At 64.2% G+C, this 16,754-nt stretch carries 15 protein-coding genes and 1 pseudogene; 7 read left to right on the top strand and 9 right to left on the bottom strand.

Annotation, left to right across the window (positions count from 1 at the left end):
• Nucleotides 1–81 precede the first annotated feature (81 nt).
• A pseudogene (locus NGM99_RS12460) lies at nt 82–948 on the top strand (D-alanyl-D-alanine carboxypeptidase family protein); the annotation flags it as partial.
• 59 nt (nt 949–1,007) lie between these two features.
• The gene (locus NGM99_RS12465) at nt 1,008–1,865 is read left to right on the top strand and encodes an alpha/beta fold hydrolase (protein ID WP_252819383.1); all 858 of its coding nucleotides are present in this window, start codon (nt 1,008–1,010) and stop codon (nt 1,863–1,865) included.
• Here the strand turns inward: NGM99_RS12465 and pyrG are convergent.
• The 4 genes from pyrG to tpiA all read right to left on the bottom strand — a co-directional run bounded on the left by pyrG (nt 1,862) and on the right by tpiA (nt 6,248).
• Nucleotides 1,862–3,490 carry a CTP synthase gene (gene pyrG, locus NGM99_RS12470; RefSeq protein WP_252819385.1) on the bottom strand — a complete coding sequence of 543 codons (1,629 nt, stop codon included), beginning with the start codon at nt 3,488–3,490 and terminating at the stop codon, nt 1,862–1,864. The genes NGM99_RS12465 and pyrG overlap by 4 nt on opposite strands.
• 111 nt (nt 3,491–3,601) lie before the next feature.
• On the bottom strand, nt 3,602–4,555 hold the full coding sequence (locus tag NGM99_RS12475; protein ID WP_252819387.1) for a L,D-transpeptidase: 954 nt from the start codon (nt 4,553–4,555) through the stop codon (nt 3,602–3,604).
• A gap of 172 nt (nt 4,556–4,727) precedes the next feature.
• On the bottom strand, nt 4,728–5,327 hold the full coding sequence (gene secG, locus NGM99_RS12480; RefSeq protein WP_252819389.1) for a preprotein translocase subunit SecG: 600 nt from the start codon (nt 5,325–5,327) through the stop codon (nt 4,728–4,730).
• A gap of 156 nt (nt 5,328–5,483) precedes the next feature.
• A complete protein-coding gene (tpiA, locus tag NGM99_RS12485) occupies nt 5,484–6,248 on the bottom strand; it encodes a triose-phosphate isomerase (protein ID WP_252819391.1) in 765 nt (254 codons plus the stop codon).
• Nucleotides 6,249–6,387: 139 nt separating this feature from the next.
• On the opposite strand from tpiA, the gene NGM99_RS12490 reads away from it, so the two are divergent.
• From NGM99_RS12490 to NGM99_RS12510, 5 genes are read left to right on the top strand one after another with little or no spacing between them, the layout of a single operon-like run.
• Complete coding sequence (locus NGM99_RS12490) at nt 6,388–8,289, top strand: peptidyl-prolyl cis-trans isomerase (RefSeq protein WP_252819392.1); 1,902 nt, start codon at nt 6,388–6,390, stop codon at nt 8,287–8,289.
• Nucleotides 8,286–9,296 carry an anthranilate phosphoribosyltransferase gene (gene trpD / locus NGM99_RS12495; protein WP_252819394.1) on the top strand — a complete coding sequence of 337 codons (1,011 nt, stop codon included), beginning with the start codon at nt 8,286–8,288 and terminating at the stop codon, nt 9,294–9,296. The genes NGM99_RS12490 and trpD overlap by 4 nt, the downstream gene beginning before the upstream one ends.
• Nucleotides 9,296–10,096: an indole-3-glycerol phosphate synthase TrpC gene (gene trpC / locus NGM99_RS12500; protein ID WP_252820034.1), complete on the top strand. Its 801-nt coding sequence runs from the start codon at nt 9,296–9,298 to the stop codon at nt 10,094–10,096. Before trpD ends, trpC begins: the two co-directional genes overlap by 1 nt.
• Nucleotide 10,097: 1 nt before the next feature.
• Nucleotides 10,098–10,586 (top strand): cyclic pyranopterin monophosphate synthase MoaC, encoded by a 489-nt coding sequence (gene moaC, locus NGM99_RS12505; protein WP_289852466.1) that lies wholly within the window; start codon nt 10,098–10,100, stop codon nt 10,584–10,586.
• Nucleotides 10,586–11,794 carry a molybdopterin molybdotransferase MoeA gene (locus NGM99_RS12510; RefSeq protein WP_252819396.1) on the top strand — a complete coding sequence of 403 codons (1,209 nt, stop codon included), beginning with the start codon at nt 10,586–10,588 and terminating at the stop codon, nt 11,792–11,794. Before moaC ends, NGM99_RS12510 begins: the two co-directional genes overlap by 1 nt.
• Nucleotides 11,795–11,801: 7 nt before the next feature.
• Here the strand turns inward: NGM99_RS12510 and NGM99_RS12515 are convergent, their stop codons facing one another.
• From NGM99_RS12515 to tmk, 5 genes are all read right to left on the bottom strand, one after another.
• Nucleotides 11,802–12,611 carry an MBL fold metallo-hydrolase gene (locus tag NGM99_RS12515; RefSeq protein ID WP_252819398.1) on the bottom strand — a complete coding sequence of 270 codons (810 nt, stop codon included), beginning with the start codon at nt 12,609–12,611 and terminating at the stop codon, nt 11,802–11,804.
• A complete protein-coding gene (locus tag NGM99_RS12520) occupies nt 12,611–13,390 on the bottom strand; it encodes a TatD family hydrolase (protein ID WP_252819400.1) in 780 nt (259 codons plus the stop codon). Before NGM99_RS12520 ends, NGM99_RS12515 begins: the two co-directional genes overlap by 1 nt.
• A complete protein-coding gene (gene metG, locus NGM99_RS12525; protein ID WP_252819402.1) occupies nt 13,387–14,940 on the bottom strand; it encodes a methionine--tRNA ligase in 1,554 nt (517 codons plus the stop codon). Before metG ends, NGM99_RS12520 begins: the two co-directional genes overlap by 4 nt.
• Nucleotides 14,941–15,026: 86 nt before the next feature.
• Entirely contained in the window at nt 15,027–16,070 is a 1,044-nt protein-coding gene (locus NGM99_RS12530; protein ID WP_353937415.1) for a DNA polymerase III subunit delta', read from the bottom strand.
• Nucleotides 16,070–16,717: a dTMP kinase gene (tmk, locus tag NGM99_RS12535; RefSeq protein ID WP_252819406.1), complete on the bottom strand. Its 648-nt coding sequence runs from the start codon at nt 16,715–16,717 to the stop codon at nt 16,070–16,072. Before tmk ends, NGM99_RS12530 begins: the two co-directional genes overlap by 1 nt.
• Between the last annotated feature and the right edge of the window lie 37 nt (nt 16,718–16,754).

Here is a 16,754-nt window from a genome sequence, read left to right on the forward strand (position 1 = left end):
CAAGATTCAGGCTGCGTTAAGTGGTCCTTGACCATAATGGGTCTTTCAGCCTCGCCAGCCCATCATTCCCGCCGAGACACCGTGAAACCCCTGTTTGTCATCCTTTCGCCCGCGCGGGCCGTAGCCCTCGCTCTTACGCTCAGTGTTGCCGGCTGCTCGACGTCGCAGACGCTCGACAGCGTCAGCCCGCTGCCGGTTTCCTCCTACGCGCCGGTGAACGGCAAGCAGGCGGCGATCGTGATCGATGGCGACACGGGCAAGACGCTCTACGAGTCGGACTCGACCGAGCCGCGCTACCCGGCGTCCCTCACCAAGATGATGACCGCCTACATGCTGTTCGAGGCCATGCAAGCGAACCGCATTTCGCCTTCGACGCGCATTCCGGTCTCGGCCAACGCCGCCTCGCAGCCGCCGACCAAGATCGGCTTCCGTCCCGGCGACACGATCACGGTGGAGGATGCGATTCTCGCGCTCGTCACCAAGTCGGCCAATGACGTGGCGGTGGCCGTAGGCGAGTTCCTGGGTGGCAGCGAAGAGAAGTTCGCCGAGCAGATGACGGCCAAGGCGCGACAGATCGGCATGCGCAACACCCGCTTTCGCAACGCCTCGGGCCTGCCCAACCCGGAACAGCAGACGACGGCGCGGGACATGGCGCTGCTCGGCATCACCCTGCGCAAGCGCTTCCCGCAATATTTCCATTATTTCTCGACCCAGAGCTTCATGCTCGGTGGCACCAAACCGGTGCGAGGGCACAATAGACTGCTCGCCCGAGTGAATGGCGCGGATGGCATCAAGACCGGCTACACGCGCGCTTCGGGTTTCAACATCGTCACGTCCGTCAACCGCGACGGCAAGAAGCTGATCTGCGTGGTGATGGGCGGTGCCAGCGCGAAGGCGCGCGACGACTATGCGGCATCGCTGATCGACACCTATCTGCCGCCGGTCGCGCCCGTTTCGCCCAAGGCGACGGACCCCGTCTGGGCGCCCGACCCGACCGAAGACAGCTGATGTTCGAGGGCTTCGCGCTCGACCGGATCCAACTTCCAGGCGGAGAAGTCCGCGTCAGGCATGGCGGCTTGGGGCCGCCATTGCTGCTGTTGCACGGGCATCCACGCACACATACGACCTGGCATCGGGTGGCACCGATCCTTTCGGAGCATTTCACTGTCGTCTGCCCGGACCTGCCGGGCTTCGGGCAATCGTTTCAGCCCATCGACGCGCCGGACCATCGTAATTCCTCGAAGCGTGCGAAGGCAAAGGCGCTGGTCGAGTTGATGCAGACGCTCGGTTTTGATCGGTTCAGGCTCGCCGGCCATGACCGGGGCTCCTACTCGGCGTTCCGGCTGGCGATGGATCATCCGCAGCGCGTTGAGCGATTGGCGATCCTCGATGGCGTGCCGATTCTGGAGGCGCTGGAGCGGACAAACGAAAAGTTCGCGCGGGCTTGGTGGCATTGGTTCTTCTTCGCGCAGCCGGATAAGCCCGAGCGTGCGATCATGGCCGATCCGGACGCTTGGTATGGAGCCGTACCGGAGGCGATGGGGCGGGAGAACTATGAGGATTTCCGCGCGGCCATTCATGATCCGAAGGTCGTGCATGGCATGATCGAGGATTATCGCGCCGGACTGTCGGTCGATCATCTGCATGACAAGGCGGACCGGGAGGCTGGCCGCAGGATCGCCTGTCCCATGCTGCTGCTTTGGTCGCTGCGCGATGATCTCGCAACGCTTTATGGCGATCCGCTTGCTGTCTGGCGGCCGTGGACGGCGGAGCTAACTGGGTTCGGCATCGACAGCGGCCACCACATGGCCGAGGAAGCGCCCGACGCTCTCGCGCAGGCGCTTCTCCGTTTCTTCCGGTCTTAAACGAGCCGAGACTGCTCCATCGCCGCTTCGATGAAGCTGGCGAAGAGCGGATGCGGCTCGAAGGGACGGCTTTTCAGCTCGGGGTGATACTGCACGCCGATGAACCACGGATGGTCGGCATATTCGACCGTCTCGGGCAGCACGCCATCGGGCGACATACCGGAGAAGACCAGACCGGCATCCTCGAGCTTCTGCTTGTAGTCGATGTTGACTTCGTAGCGGTGGCGGTGGCGCTCGGCGATATCCGTGTCGCCGTAGATCTCGGCGATCTTGGTGTCGGGTTTCAGCGAGGCTTTGTACGAGCCGAGCCGCATCGTGCCGCCCAGGTCACCGGCCTCCAGCCGCCGCTCCAGCATGTTGCCGCGCAGCCATTCGGTCATGAGACCGACAACCGGCTCCTTGGCCGGGCCGAACTCGGTCGAGGATGCGCCTTCGATGCCGGCGAGCGAGCGAGCGGCCTCGATGCAGGCCATCTGCATGCCGAAGCAGATGCCGAAGTAAGGCACCTTGCGTTCGCGTGCGAACTTCGCGGCGAGGATCTTGCCTTCCGACCCGCGCTCGCCGAAGCCGCCGGGCACGAGAATGCCGTGGACCTTTTCGAGGAACGGCGCGGGGTCTTCCTTTTCGAAGACCTCCGACTCGATCCAGTCGAGCTTCACCTTGACGCGGTTCGCCATGCCGCCATGCGCGAGCGCCTCGATCAGCGACTTATACGCGTCCTTGAGACCGGTATATTTGCCGACGACGGCGATGGTCACCTCGCCTTCCGGGTTGTGAATGCGGCTGGCGATATCTTCCCAGCGCTCCATGCGCGGCAGCGGCGCGGGCTCGATGCCGAAGGCTGCGAGCACTTCCGAATCGAGGCCTTCATTGTGATAGGCCACGGGCACATCGTAGATGTTCGCCACATCGAGCGCCTGGATGACGGCCGATTCGCGGACATTGCAGAACAGTGAAAGCTTGCGGCGCTCTTCGCGCGGGATCGGGCGATCGGCGCGCACGAGGAGGATATCGGGCGCGATGCCGATGGCCTGCAACTCCTTCACCGAATGCTGGGTCGGCTTGGTCTTCAATTCGCCGGCAGCGGGAATGAAAGGCATCAGGGTCAGGTGGACATAGACCGACTGGCCACGCGGCAGATCGTTGCCCAGCTGGCGAATCGCTTCGAGGAATGGCATCGCCTCGATGTCGCCGACCGTGCCACCGATCTCGCAGAGCACGAAGTCGTAATCCTCGTTGCCGCTCAAGACGAACTGTTTGATCTCGTCTGTGACGTGCGGGATGACCTGGACGGTCGCGCCGAGATAGTCGCCGCGGCGTTCCTTCTCGATGATGTTCTTATAGATGCGCCCGGTGGTGATGTTGTCGTGCGCATTGGCCGAGCGGCCGGTGAAGCGCTCGTAGTGGCCGAGATCGAGATCGGTATCGGCACCGTCGTCGGTCACGAAGACCTCGCCGTGCTGGTAGGGCGACATCGTGCCCGGATCGACATTGAGGTAGGGGTCCAGCTTGCGGATTCGCACGCGGTAGCCGCGTGCCTGCAGCAGGGCCGCAATCGCAGCCGCTGCAATACCTTTGCCAAGCGAGGAAACCACGCCGCCCGTGATGAATACGTATCGCGCCATGGGGGTCAGGGCATAACTTCACAAAGAAACTCGCGCCAGCGAAAAGATCGCGGCGCGAGCTTGTTTCACAATCTGATGAAGGCCGCCCTCATTGGGCAGCCGGCGAAAGTTTCAGAGGACGACGACGTTGGTGCCGACCTTCACGCGGCTGTAGAGTTCCTGCACATGCTCGTTGATCATGCGGAAGCAGCCGTTCGAGGCACTGGTGCCGATGCTCTGCGGCTCGGTGGTGCCGTGGATACGCAGATGCGTGTCCTTCTTGCCGTCATAGAGGTAGATCGCGCGCGCGCCGAGCGGGTTCGAGACGCCGCCGGGCATGCCGTCCTTGTACTGGCCGTACTTCTTCGGATCGCGTTCCTGCATCTCCTTGGTCGGAATCCAGCGCGGCCATTCCTGCTTGTCACCGACGGTCACGGCGCCCTTGTACTGAAGACCCTGGCGGCCGACGGCAATGGCGTAGCGGCGGGCGGTCGAGTCGGTTTCCATGAGGTAGAGGAACTTGGCTTCCGTATCGATCACGATCGTGCCGGGCTTGTAGCCGGTATAGGTGACTTCCTGTGGCATGAACTCAGGCTTCACCCTGAACGGGCGCTTAGCGTCCTTGTCAGCCAGGCGGGCATCGAGCGCACGGGTCTGAGGCAGATAGTCGGGCTCGCGCTCTTCGACGCCAAGCATGGCCGCGAATACGCCGATCTTCTTTCGCTCCGCGTTGGAACGCAGCTCGCCGTTGTTGCCGCTCTGAAGGACTTCGTCGGCCGTCGGCGCGCCGGCCATTTCGATGCTGGAAAACACGCCGGGCGGCGTGGTGCCGACCTTGGTGACGGGCGCCGTCACCTTCGTCTTGGCCGCGACCTTCTTGTCGGCCTTCGCCTTCTTGTCAGCGACCTTCTTCCTGGTCGAAGCGTCGGCCTTCTTGGTCTTCGTGTCGGCGGTGTTTGCCTCCGCGCGGGCGGCACGGCGGGCGGCGAAAATCTCGCTCAGCGTCTGCGCCTGTGAGACGCTGGGAACGCTTGAGAAAGCGAGGGCGGTGGAAAGAGCAAGCAGCGCAAGGCGAGTGCGAGACATGGGAGCGATCCGAGATGCACGAGCGACGCGGCGCGCGGGTCATCCACTTCGCGCCGAAAACTCTTCGTACCTAGGAGCTTGGAAAAATTCTCTCAAGCGGCGACAGCACCCTGCCGCCGCGATTTTTCAAAGGTGTGCCCGGCGCAACACATAGTTCGCACCGGCATCTAATTTACTGACCGCTCGGAACTTGCGGTGCGGCTGGCTGAGACGGCGTTGAAGGAGCCGTCGAAGGGGCCGGTTCGGAAGGTGCCGGCGTGGTGGTGGGCTCGCTCGCAGCCGGCGCCGGGGTCGTGGAGAGCGGCGAGCTTTCGGCTGGCGCGGTCGGGTCGGCAGCAGGTGCCACCGGTGCACCGTCAGTGTTCGGCGGGGTCGGGTTGGTTTCAGCCGGGGCGGGCTGGGCAGGTGCCTGCTCGCTGGACGGGGCGGTCGGCGTCGCCGGGGTCGCCGGCGCAGGCGCCGTCGAAGCGCCGCCGAGCTGGTCGAGAACGCCGCCCTGCCCGCTGCCGCCCTGCTGGGTCTGAACGCGATCGAGGATGTCGCCCGGCTGGCCGCCGTAGCGCGCAAGGATCGAGAGGCCGAGCGAGGTGATGAAGAAGGCAGCGGCAAGGATGGCCGTCGCGCGTGTCAAGGCATTCGCAGCACCGCGCGCAGTCATGAAGCCCGAACCGCCGCCGATGCCGAGGCCCCCGCCTTCCGAGCGCTGGACGAGCACGACGCCGACAAGCGCGAGCACGACCATCAGGTGGATGACGATGATGACGGTTTCCATGAACAAGTTCCCTGCGCGCGCCGAAACGCGAAATGCGCCCCTGGGGCGCGAAATTTGCGGCTCATTACAATGACCGGCGCAAGTTTCCAAGCCCGGCCGCGCAATGGATGATCAAGGCTCAGGTGGGAAAGCACCGCCCTGTTTGCAAATGGACGGTCAAAGCTTTCGGTAGGCTTCGGCGATGCCGAGGAAATCGGAAGCCTTCAGGCTGGCGCCGCCGACGAGCGCACCATCGACATTCTCCACGCCGAGCAATTCGACGGCGTTCGATGGCTTGACCGACCCGCCGTAAAGGATGCGCACCTTGTTTCCTTCTTCGCCGATCAGGCGGACGAGTTCGGCGCGCAAATGCGCGTGGGCGCGCTTCACATCTTCCGCGGTGGGCGTGAGACCGGTGCCGATGGCCCAGACAGGTTCATAGGCGATCACCGTGGTGGATGCGACCGCAGCGCGTGGCAGCGAACCGCCGATCTGGCGTGTCAGCACATCCGGTGTCGCGTTGGCTCGACGTTCGGCATCCGTTTCGCCGACGCAGATGATCGCCGTCAGCCCGCCGCGCCAAGCTGCTTCGGCCTTGCCGTGCACATCGCTGTCCTTTTCGCCATGATCCGTACGGCGCTCGGAATGGCCGACGATGACATAGCGCGCACCCGCGTCGTGCAGCATTTCCGCCGCGATATCGCCGGTGTGCGCGCCGCTTGCCTTGGCATGGCAGTCTTGCCCACCGACGGCGACCGGTGAGCCACTGAAAATCGAGGCGGCGCGGGTGATGAGGGTGGCCGGCAGGCAGAGCAGCGCGTCTACCTCGGCGTCTAGGCCGGACATGAAGCCGTTTCGGATTCCATGAATCTCGCCGAGCGAGGCTTCCGTGCCATTCATCTTCCAGTTGCCTGCGACCAGCGGTCGGATGCCTGGGGTCATGCGAAACTCCTCTATTCCTCGAACAAACGTGGCGATGGAGTATCAAACTCGCGACACAAAGCAATCGACACTCGGTTTCGAGCCCGCTATTGCCGGGAATGATTGCGGATAACTCCGCCAATGGAATCAAGGACGACTGATGCTGGATGCATTGCGCAGGGCGGCGCAGGGTTGGGTTGCCAAATCTCTTCTGGTGCTTCTGGTCGGCTCGTTCGCGATCTGGGGCCTTTCCAGCCGCATGATGCATGGCTTGGGCGGCAACCAGATCGTGACCGCCGGAGATACGGTGGTTACGCCCGCTGAATATCGCCTTGCCTGGAACAGCCAGGTGGGTGCCATCAGCCAGCAGTTCGGCCAGCAGCTGACGCGCGATCAGGCGCGCTCCTTCGGCATCGACGATCAGGTGCTTTCGCAGGTCGCGGCCGGAGCCGTTCTGGATGAGCAGGCACGCGAGATGCGGCTCGGCGTAACCGAGGACCGCCTGGCACAACAGACGGTCGAGAACCCGATCTTCCGGGCTGGTGGTTCGGGTTTCGACCGCAACCGCTTCAATTATGTGCTGAGCCAGGTCGGCATGACCGAGCGCGACTATTTCCGCAATCAGGAACAGGTCGCGGTGCGCCAGCAGATCACCGAGGCCGTGTCGGACGGCATGGTCGCGCCCGATACGTTCCTGCGAGCGGCTTCGCTCTACGCGGGTGAGGACCGGACGGTGGACTATCTCCTGCTTCCGCCCTCTCTGGTCGAGCCGATCGAGGAGCCGGCAGCGGATGCGCTGAACAAGTTCTTCGAGGAAAACAAGGCGACTTACGCAGCACCCGAATATCGTAAATTTTCCTATGTGAAGCTCGAAGCAGAAGACATCGCCGATGTCGCGAGCATCACGGACCAGCAGGCGCGCGAGAATTACGATCAGAACATCGCGACTTACACGACGCCGGAATCGCGAGTAATCGAGCAGCTAGTGTTTCCGTCACGCGAGGCAGCGCAGGCTGCGCTCGATGCCATTCGCGGCGGTAAGACGTTCGACGCGGTCGTCGCCGAACAAGGCAAGACAGCGAGCGACGTCGCGCTCGGCACATTCACGAAGGAAGAGGTCAGCGACCCGAAGGTCGCAGAAGCGGCCTTCGCACTTCAGCAGGGCGCGGTGAGCGACGTGGTAGACGGCCAGTTCGGCGCCGTGCTGCTGCGCGTGTCGACGGTCACGCCTGCACAGGTCAAGCCGTTCGAGGAGGTCTCCGCCGAAATCAAGCGGACGCTTGCGACCAAAGATGCGGGCACGGCCCTCGCCCAAGCGCACGACACCTATCAGGATGCGCGTGCGGGTGGCGCGAGCATGCAGGAGGCGGCGAGCAAGACCGGCTTGAAGGTCGTGACCGTGGACGCGATGGATCGTCAGGCGCAGCGCCCCGACGGGTCGGTGGTCAATGACCTGCCGGTGTCACAACAGCTCGTGGCGGCCGTTTTCGACGCCGATCAGGGCGTGGAAAACGAGGGCCTGCCGACCGTTTCGGGCGGTTCGGTATTCTACGAAGTCGAGGGCATCACGCCGGCACGCGATCGCACCTTGGACGAGGTTCGCGACCGCGTGGCGGCCGACTGGAAGACCGCCGAGCGCACGGCACGGCTGAAAGCGCGTGCGGACGATCTTGCCAAGAGACTGGCCGACGGCAGCGCGACGCTGGAGGCGATCGCGGGCGAAACGTCGATCGAGAAGCAGACCAAGCGCGGCGTGAAGCGCGAAGCGGATGACGGGGATTTCGGACGCGCCGGGGTTCAGGCCATTTACGCAGTCGCCGAAAACAAGACCGGAAGCTTCGAAGCGCCGAACAATGCGGGCCGGATCCTGTTCCACGTGGTGGAAAGCATCGAGCCGGCGGGCGCTGGGCCGGAAGCCTTGGGCGAACAGCAGCGTACCAGCTATGCCCAAGGTTTGCGCAACGACCTGCTCGACCAGATGATCTCGCAGCTCGAGACCAAGTATACCGTTCAGATCAACCGTGAGGCGGCCGAACAGGCGCTGGGCGAAACGCAGCGATGACGGGACTGAAGGCGCATCTCGCGACGGTCGCCGCCGGCAAGCCGCTTTCGTTCGAGGAAGCGCGCGAGGCGTTCGGCATCATCATGTCGGGTGACGCCACGCCGGGCCAGATCGGCGGCTTTCTGATGGCACTGCGCGTGCGCGGGGAGAAGGTGGACGAGATCGCAGGCGCAGTCGCGTCAATGCGCGAGCGCATGCTGACCGTCGAAGCACCGGCCGAGGCCATCGACATCGTCGGCACCGGCGGCGATGGCTCGCACAGCGTGAACATCTCGACGGCTTCGGCTTTGATCATTGCAGGCGCCGGCGTGCCTGTGGCGAAGCACGGCAATCGCGGATTGTCCTCGCTGACGGGTGCGGCCGATGTGCTAATGGCGCTCGGCGTGAACATCGAGCTGACGCCGGAACAGATCGGGCGTTGTATCCGCGAGGCGGGCGTGGGCTTCATGTTCGCTCCCTCCCATCATCCGGCGATGCGCCATGTCGGGCCGACGCGTTCGGAGCTCGGGACGCGGACGATCTTCAACCTGCTCGGACCACTGTCGAACCCCGCAGGCGTCAAGCGCCAGCTGGTCGGGGTGTTCGCGCCGGAATGGGTCGAGCCTGTGGCGCAGACACTGCTTTCGCTTGGGACGGAGCATGCCTGGGTCGTCCATGGTGATGGCTATGACGAGATCACGACGACCGGCGCGACCGAAGTGGCAGAACTGAAGAGTGGTCAGGTGCGCAAGTTCTCGATCACGCCGGAAGAATTCGGCCTTCCGCGGCATGTGAGCCGGGACCTGCGCGGCGGAGATGCCGCCTTCAATGCGTCGGCGCTTTCGCGGTTGCTGGATGGCGAGGCGGGCGCCTATCGCGACACGGCGCTGATGAATGCTGGTGCGGCACTGGTCGTCGCTGGCAAAGCCGTAGGACTGGCGGATGGCATCGCCGCGGCCAGGCATTCAATCGACTCCGGTTCGGCGCGGCGCGTGCTCGACCGGCTGGTCGAAGTCTCTCGAGGTTGATCATGGCCGATGTTCTGCGGCGCATCGAAGCCTACAAACGCGACGAAATCAAAGCGGCGAAGGCGCGGCTCCCGCTTCACGAGCTGAAGGCGAAGGTTCGTGACTGCGCGCCGACGCGCGGCTTCGCGCAGGCGCTGCGCGCCAAGCACGCCGCCGGGGCGTTCGGACTGATCGCCGAGGTGAAGAAGGCGAGCCCGTCCAAAGGTCTGATCCGCGAGGACTTCGATCCGGCGAGTTTGGCGAAGGCTTATGAGGCCGGCGGCGCGGCTTGCCTCTCCGTGCTGACCGACACGCCGTCCTTTCAAGGCGCGCCGGAGTTCCTCGCGCAGGCACGCGTTGCATGCGCCCTGCCCGCTTTGCGCAAGGATTTCATGCTCGATCCCTATCAGGTGTGGGAAGCGCGGCTTTGGGGTGCGGATGCGATCCTGATCATCATGGCGAGCGTCGATGACGCTCTCGCCGCTGAGCTGGAGGACGCGGCCGAGGAGCTCGGTATGGACAGCCTGATCGAGGTTCACGACGAGAGCGAACTCGAACGCGGGCTCAAGCTGCGCTCACCGCTGATCGGCGTCAACAACCGCAATCTGCGGACCTTCGAGGTCGATCTGGCGACGACCGAGCGGCTGGCGCCGATGGTCGGCGCTGAGCGGATCATCGTCGGTGAAAGCGGAATTTTCACGCATGCGGACTGCGAGCGGCTTGCGCGTTCGAACGTGCGCTCGTTTCTCGTCGGCGAGAGCCTGATGCGGCATGCGGATGTGACCGCCGCTACACGCGCGCTTCTTTTCGAGGCGGCCTGAATTGGTCGGCAAGTCACTCACCCATGTCGCGGCCGATGGCCGGGCCGATATGGTCGATGTCGGCGAAAAGGGAGCAACGCGACGCACGGCGGTGGCCGAGGGCCGCGTGCGCATGGCGGGAGAAACGCTGCGAGCGATTCGCGACAACAACGCCAAGAAGGGCGATGTGATCGGTATCGCGCGTATCGCCGGCATCATGGGCGCGAAGAAGACGCATGAGTTGATCCCGCTCTGCCATCCGCTTCTGCTGGATAAGGTTTCGGTCGAGATCGAGCCGGATGACACTTTACCGGGGCTCGTGGTGACGGCGCTCGCGCGGGTCTCGGGCAAGACGGGTGTCGAGATGGAGGCGCTGACAGCGGTGTCGGTTGCATGCCTGACCATCTACGACATGGCAAAGGCGATGGATCGCGGGATGGTCGTCGAGAACATACGGCTGCTCGAGAAGAGCGGCGGAAAGTCAGGCGATTTCCGCGCGGGTAAGATCTGATGGCGCTGCTCCCCGTCGCCGAGGCGATGCGCCGGATTCTCGATCGCGCAGGCCCGCGTGACGAGGAATGGGTGCCGCTCGCAGAAGCACGGGGACGGGTTTTGAGCCAGCCGCTTCAGGCCGGCCGCACCCAGCCGCCTTTCGATGCTTCAGCGATGGATGGTTATGCCGTGCGGGCAAGCGATATCGCGGAAGTGCCGGCGCTCCTCACGCTGGTCGGCGAGGCTGCGGCAGGGCAGCGATACCATGGCAAGCTTGGTGCCGGTGAGGCAGTGCGAATCTTCACCGGCGCGCCGCTGCCCGAAGGTGCGGAGACGATCGCCATTCAGGAGAATGTCCGCAGGCTCGACGGTGACCGTATCGAGGTGATCGAAAGCGCTGCGGCGGGCAAGCATATCCGCCGCGCGGGGCTCGATTTCACGAAGGGCGACGAGTTGCTGGCGCAAGGGCGCGTGCTCGATGCAGCCGCTCTCGCCTTGGCAGCATCGGGTAATCATCCGGAAGTGCCCGTTTATCGGCGACCTCTGGTTGCCGTGCTGGCGACCGGAGACGAACTCGTGCCGCCGGGGGTGGAGCCGGGGCCGGATCAGATCGTGGCGTCGAACACGTTCGGGATCGTCGCGATTCTGAAGGACGCCGGTGCGGATGTGGTCGATCTTGGTATCCTGCCGGACGACAAGGCTGTCATCGTGAAGAACCTTCGGGAAGCGCTAGACAGGGGCGTTGATCTGATCGTCACGGTTGGTGGTGCCTCGGTCGGCGACCATGATCTGGTCAACGAGGCGCTCACCGAGGCCGGGCTGTCGCTGGACTTCTGGAAGATCGCGATGCGGCCGGGCAAGCCGCTGATGTTCGGCACGGTGGGCCAGACGCGTTGCATCGGCTTGCCGGGTAATCCGGTGGCAAGCCTCATCTGCTCGCATGTGTTCGTGGCGCCGCTGGTGGCCCGGCTCGGCGGGCGAACGCATGAGCCGCTGATCCTGCAGGCGCGGCTCGCTGCCGATATCGGCGGGAATGACCAGCGCCAGGACTATGTGCGGGCAAGCCTGCGCCGCGACGGCGAGACGCTTTTGGTGACGCCGTTCGGCACGCAGGATTCATCCATGCTGAAATTCTTCGTGGATGCCGACTGCTTGCTGATCCGGGTGCCGCATGCGCCTGCCGCAAAGGCGGGCGATCCGTGTGAAATCCTGGTGATCCGGCGCTGAGGCGTCGTCAGGCGATCTCGGTCTCGATCACCAGACCGTCATAGGCCGGCTCCACGTGAGCGGGCGTCTCGGCGAGCACCGTTCGGTAGTCGAGTGGCACGTGCATATGCGTAAGGACCGCGCGTGTCGGCGCCAAGCGCTCGATCCATTCGAGGGCTTGGCCCAGCGAGAAGTGACTCGGATGCGTGCGGTATTGCAGGGCGTCGATGACGAGCAGATCGAGATCACGCAACTGCTCGACTGTCGCATCCGGGAAGCCGCTGACATCCGGGCAATAGGCGAACGAGCCAATCCTCATGCCGAGCGTGATGGCATCGCCGTGGTGCTGCGGGAGGGGTTCGAAAGTGATCGGACCGCCCTCACCCTCGATAGCGAAGGGTTCGCCATGCTTGATGAGGTTAGCGCGCAGGATCGGCGGGTAATTGCTGCCCGGTGGCGTCTGGAAGCAGTAGCCGAACGCTTCGTTGAGGCGCAGTTGGGTCGCCCGGTCGGCATAGACATTCACGAGGTGCTTCTGGTCCAGCACATAGGAACGCAGGTCGTCGATGCCGTGAATGTGGTCGGCATGCGCGTGCGTGTAGACAACGCCATCCAACCGGCCCGGCGGAACGGATAGCATCTGCTGACGGAAGTCAGGACCGGTGTCGATCACGATGCGGGTGGTCCCGCTGGCCGAGATGCGCTCCACGAGTGCCGCCGCACGGGTGCGGCGGTTGCGCGGTTCTGCCGGATCACAGGCGCCCCAGTCGCCGGTGATGCGAGGCACGCCGGGCGACGAGCCGCAGCCGAGGATCGTCAGCCGAAGCCTGTCACCCATCAGGGACGGCTCATCTTCGAGAAGAGCCGGAACGCATTCTCGGTGGTGATGGCAGCCATCTGCTCGGTCGAAGTGCCCCGCGTGGAGGCGAGCACGGCGAGTGTGTCGGCCACATAAGACGGCTCGTTGGTCTGGCCCCGATGCGGGACGGGCGCGAGATAGGGCGCGTCGGTTTCGACCAGCAGACGATCTTCCGGGACCGCCGCTGCGATTTCTCTAATCTCGGGCGAGTTGCGGAAGGTGAGGATCCCGGAAAACGAGACGTAGCCGCCAAGTTCCACACCGGTCTCGGCCAAAGCGCGGCCCGATGAGAAGCAGTGGAGCACGAAGGGAAACGCGCCCTTCGCGGTTTCGTCGCGCAGGATGCTCGCCATGTCGTCGTCCGCCCGCCTGGCGTGGATGACGAGCGGCAGCTGCGTGCGGCGCGCCGCTTCGATGTGGACGAGCAGACTTGCGCGCTGATCGGCGTGCGGGGCGCGGTCGTAATGGTAGTCGAGCCCGGCCTCGCCGATGGCGACGACCTTCGGATGCTCGCTCAGTGCGACGAGATCCTCAGCCGTGATGTCGGTTTCCTCATGCGCGTTGTTGGGATGCGTGCCGACCGAACAGAACACGTCATCGAACTCTTCGGCGATGGCGCGGATGGTGTCGAAGCGGCGCAAGCGGGTGGAGATCGTAATCATGCGCCCGATGCCTCTGGCTCGAGCGCGTGCGACGACTTCAACGCGCTCGGCTTCGAAATCGGGGAAGTCGAGATGGCAGTGGGTGTCGATGATCACTGCGACGCCTCAGGCGCGGCCTCGACGTAGCGCGGGAACACGCCTTGCGGTGCCGGCAGTGGCGTTCCGGGTTTCAGGGCATGCTCTTCCGCGACATGAGCGAAAGTGCGCGCGTCGGTATCAACCGCGAGCAGGTCGAGCAGCTTAGCCGATGACTCCGGCATGAAGGGCTGGCAGAGGATCCCGACGCGACGTACGACCTCGATGGTCGTCCAGAGCACGGTTTCCATGCGAGCCGGATCGGTCTTGCGCAGCGCCCAAGGCTCCTCGCCCGCGAAGTAACGGTTGGCCTCGGAGACGACCGCGAAGATGGAGGCCAGCGCGTGATGCGTCGCCTGTTCGCCCATGGCCTTGCGCGCGGAACCGAGTGCTTCGACGGCCGCCAACAGGATTGCCTCATCCTGCGGCGCAGCCGCGCCGTGCTGGGGCACGACCCCGCCGCAATTCTTGGCGATCATCGACAGGGAACGCTGGGCGAGATTGCCGAGATCGTTGGCGAGATCTGCATTGGTGCGGTTGACGATCGCTTCGTGGCTGTAGGAGCCATCCTGTCCGAACGGCACTTCGCGCAAGAGGAAGTAGCGCACCTGATCGAGACCGTAATGGGCGACGAGCGAGAACGGATCGATGACGTTCCCGACCGACTTCGACATCTTCTCTCCGCGATTGAACACGAAGCCGTGGCCGAACACGCGGCCGGGCAGTGGAAGGTTCGCGGACATCAGGAAAGCCGGCCAGTAGATGGCGTGAAAGCGCGTAATATCCTTGCCGATTACATGGAGGTTCGCTGGCCAGAACCCGGCGCGCGGCGCATTCGGGTCTGGATAGCCGGTCGCGGTCAGGTAGTTGGTCAGGGCATCGACCCAGACATACATCACATGCTTCTCGTCACCCGGCACCGGAATGCCCCAGTCGAAGGTGGTGCGGGATACCGACAGGTCCTTGAGGCCCGAACGCACGAAGCTCGTGATCTCGTTGCGGCGCTCGATCGGACCGATGAAGTCCGGGTTCTCGCCATAGAAGGCAAGCAGGCGGTCGCCATAGGCGGAGAGGCGGAAAAAGTAGCTCTCCTCTTCGACCCATTCGACCGGCGTGCCCTGCGGACCATAGCGGACGCCCTCGCGGACTTCCGTTTCGTCCTCGCCGTAATAGGCCTCGTCGCGCACCGAGTACCAGCCGGCATAACCGCCTTTGTAGATGTCCCCACTGGCTTCCATCGCCTTCCATATGGCCTGGCAGGCAAGCTTGTGGCGCGCTTCGGTGGTGCGAATGAAATCGTCGTTCGATGCGTTCAGCACCTCCGCCATGCGCAGGAACTCGGCCGCGTTCCGGTCCGCGAGTTCCTTGGGCTCAATGCCTTCCTTGCGTGCCGTTTGCAGCATCTTGATGCCGTGCTCGTCGGTGCCGGTCAGGAAGAAGACATCCTTGCCATCGAGCCGCTGGAAGCGCGCCAGCGCATCGGTCGCGATCAGCTCATAGGCGTGACCGATATGCGGGCGGCCGTTCGGATAGGAAATCGCGGTGGTGATGAAAAACTTGTCGGCGGACATAGGCTTGCTTGGGCTTACTGGCAAAACGGAACTGAAGTGCCGTTGCCTTAGCCTATCACCCCTCCTCTGACTACCTTGGATGGCGCTTAGCCGCCATGCACAGCGCGGTGAACGGCGTTGATGAGGTCCAGGGCCTGCTGCTTGCGGTCGAGATTATAGGCCATGGCCTCGCGCGAGGCATCACGAAGGGATTCGCTCGAGGAAGAAAGGCGTTCGGCTCTGCCGAGTTCGCCTCGCAGTGCGGCTTCGCTTGCGCCTTCGGTCAGCATTTCGAGGGCGCGATCATGAAGAAGCGTGAAGGCCGTTTCCTTGCCTTTCGCGGCAACCTGATCGGCAAGCCGGTTGGCGGCAAGCGTGTCGAGACGCGCATTTCTGATTGCGGCATCGAGCGCGCCGGCAATTTCGACGCCGCCATGTCGCATCAGCAGGATCGCCTGGCGCACGCTGCCATTGGCGCCTTCGATGATGGCCTGGCGCGGCGATGGGTCGTCGGGCAGCGGCGCGCCTGCAGATTGCAGTGCTGCGGAGAGATCGTCCGCCTCGAGCGTGTCGAGTTTCAAAACCTGGCAGCGGGAGCGCAGCGTCGGCAGGATCGGGCGGCGCGCGTGGGCGATCAGGATGAAGACGGTCCGGCTCGGCGGTTCTTCGAGGTTCTTGAGAAGCGCATTGGCGGCCTCGGTGTTCATGTCGTCCACGGAGTCCACGATCACCATGCGATAGCCGCCATCGTGGGAGGTGTGCGACAGGAAGCGGCCGATGCGGCGGATCTCTTTGACCGAGAGCACGGTCTTGAAGCCCTTGCCCGTCTCGCTGAGAGGACGCGTGAGGTGCAGCACGGCCGGGTGCGCACCCGAAGCAACCTGACGGAAGATCGCGCCATCGATCGGCACCGTAGCGAGGTCGCTTCCACTCTGCCGGCTGAGAAGATGCCGCGCGAAGTGGAAGGCGAGCGTCGCCTTGCCGATGCCGGTCGGGCCGGAAAGGATCAGGCCATGCGGCAGCCTCCCGCTGGTCTGCATCGACAACAGCCGCGTGATCGTTTCGTGGTGGCCGAACAGGTTCGGATTTTCAGCGGGTTCGGGAATATTGTCGAGCGTGTCGTGCTGCTCGGGGGCCAGTCGCTCAACCATCAGTCCGATGCTCGTGCCGCAAGTGCCGCAAAGACCGCCTCCGTCACGGCATTCTCGACCTCCTCCGGGCTTCGCGAGGCGTCGATGAGGCGGCAGCGATCCGGTTCCGCGGCAGCGATGGCGAGGAAGGCTTCGCGACGTCTGCGGTGGACGTCGAGCGCCTCCTTTTCGAAGCGGTCCACTTCGTCCTCGCCTCGACGAGCCGCGGCGCGACGCAAGCCTTCTTCCGGGTCGATGTCGAGCAGGAGCGTGAGATCCGGCCGCGTGCCGTCGAGTGCCAGTTTCTCGACACTCTTGATGAAGCGCAGATCGATGCCGCCGGTCGTGCCCTGATAGACGCGGGTCGAATCCGCAAAGCGGTCACAAAGCACGATCTCGCCGCGTTGCAGAGCGGGCCGGATCGTCGAATCGAGATGATCGATGCGCGCCGCTGCGAAAAGCAGCGTTTCGGCCTTTGCTCCCAGGGGTTCCGCAGCACCCGACAGCAGAACGTGTCGCACCGCTTCCGCTCCAGCTGAGCCGCCCGGCTCACGCGTGACTAGAACGCCGTAGCGCTTGTCCCGCAGCTTCTCGGCAAGCCAGGCGATCTGGGTCGATTTACCCGCCCCCTCGCCGCCTTCGAATGTGATGAAGAGCCCGCCCGTCATGCGCGCTATATGCGATGAATCGAAAGGCTCCACCAGA

It is taken from the genome of Mesorhizobium liriopis (assembly GCF_024053505.1).
GTDB lineage: Bacteria > Pseudomonadota > Alphaproteobacteria > Rhizobiales > Rhizobiaceae > Mesorhizobium_B > Mesorhizobium_B liriopis.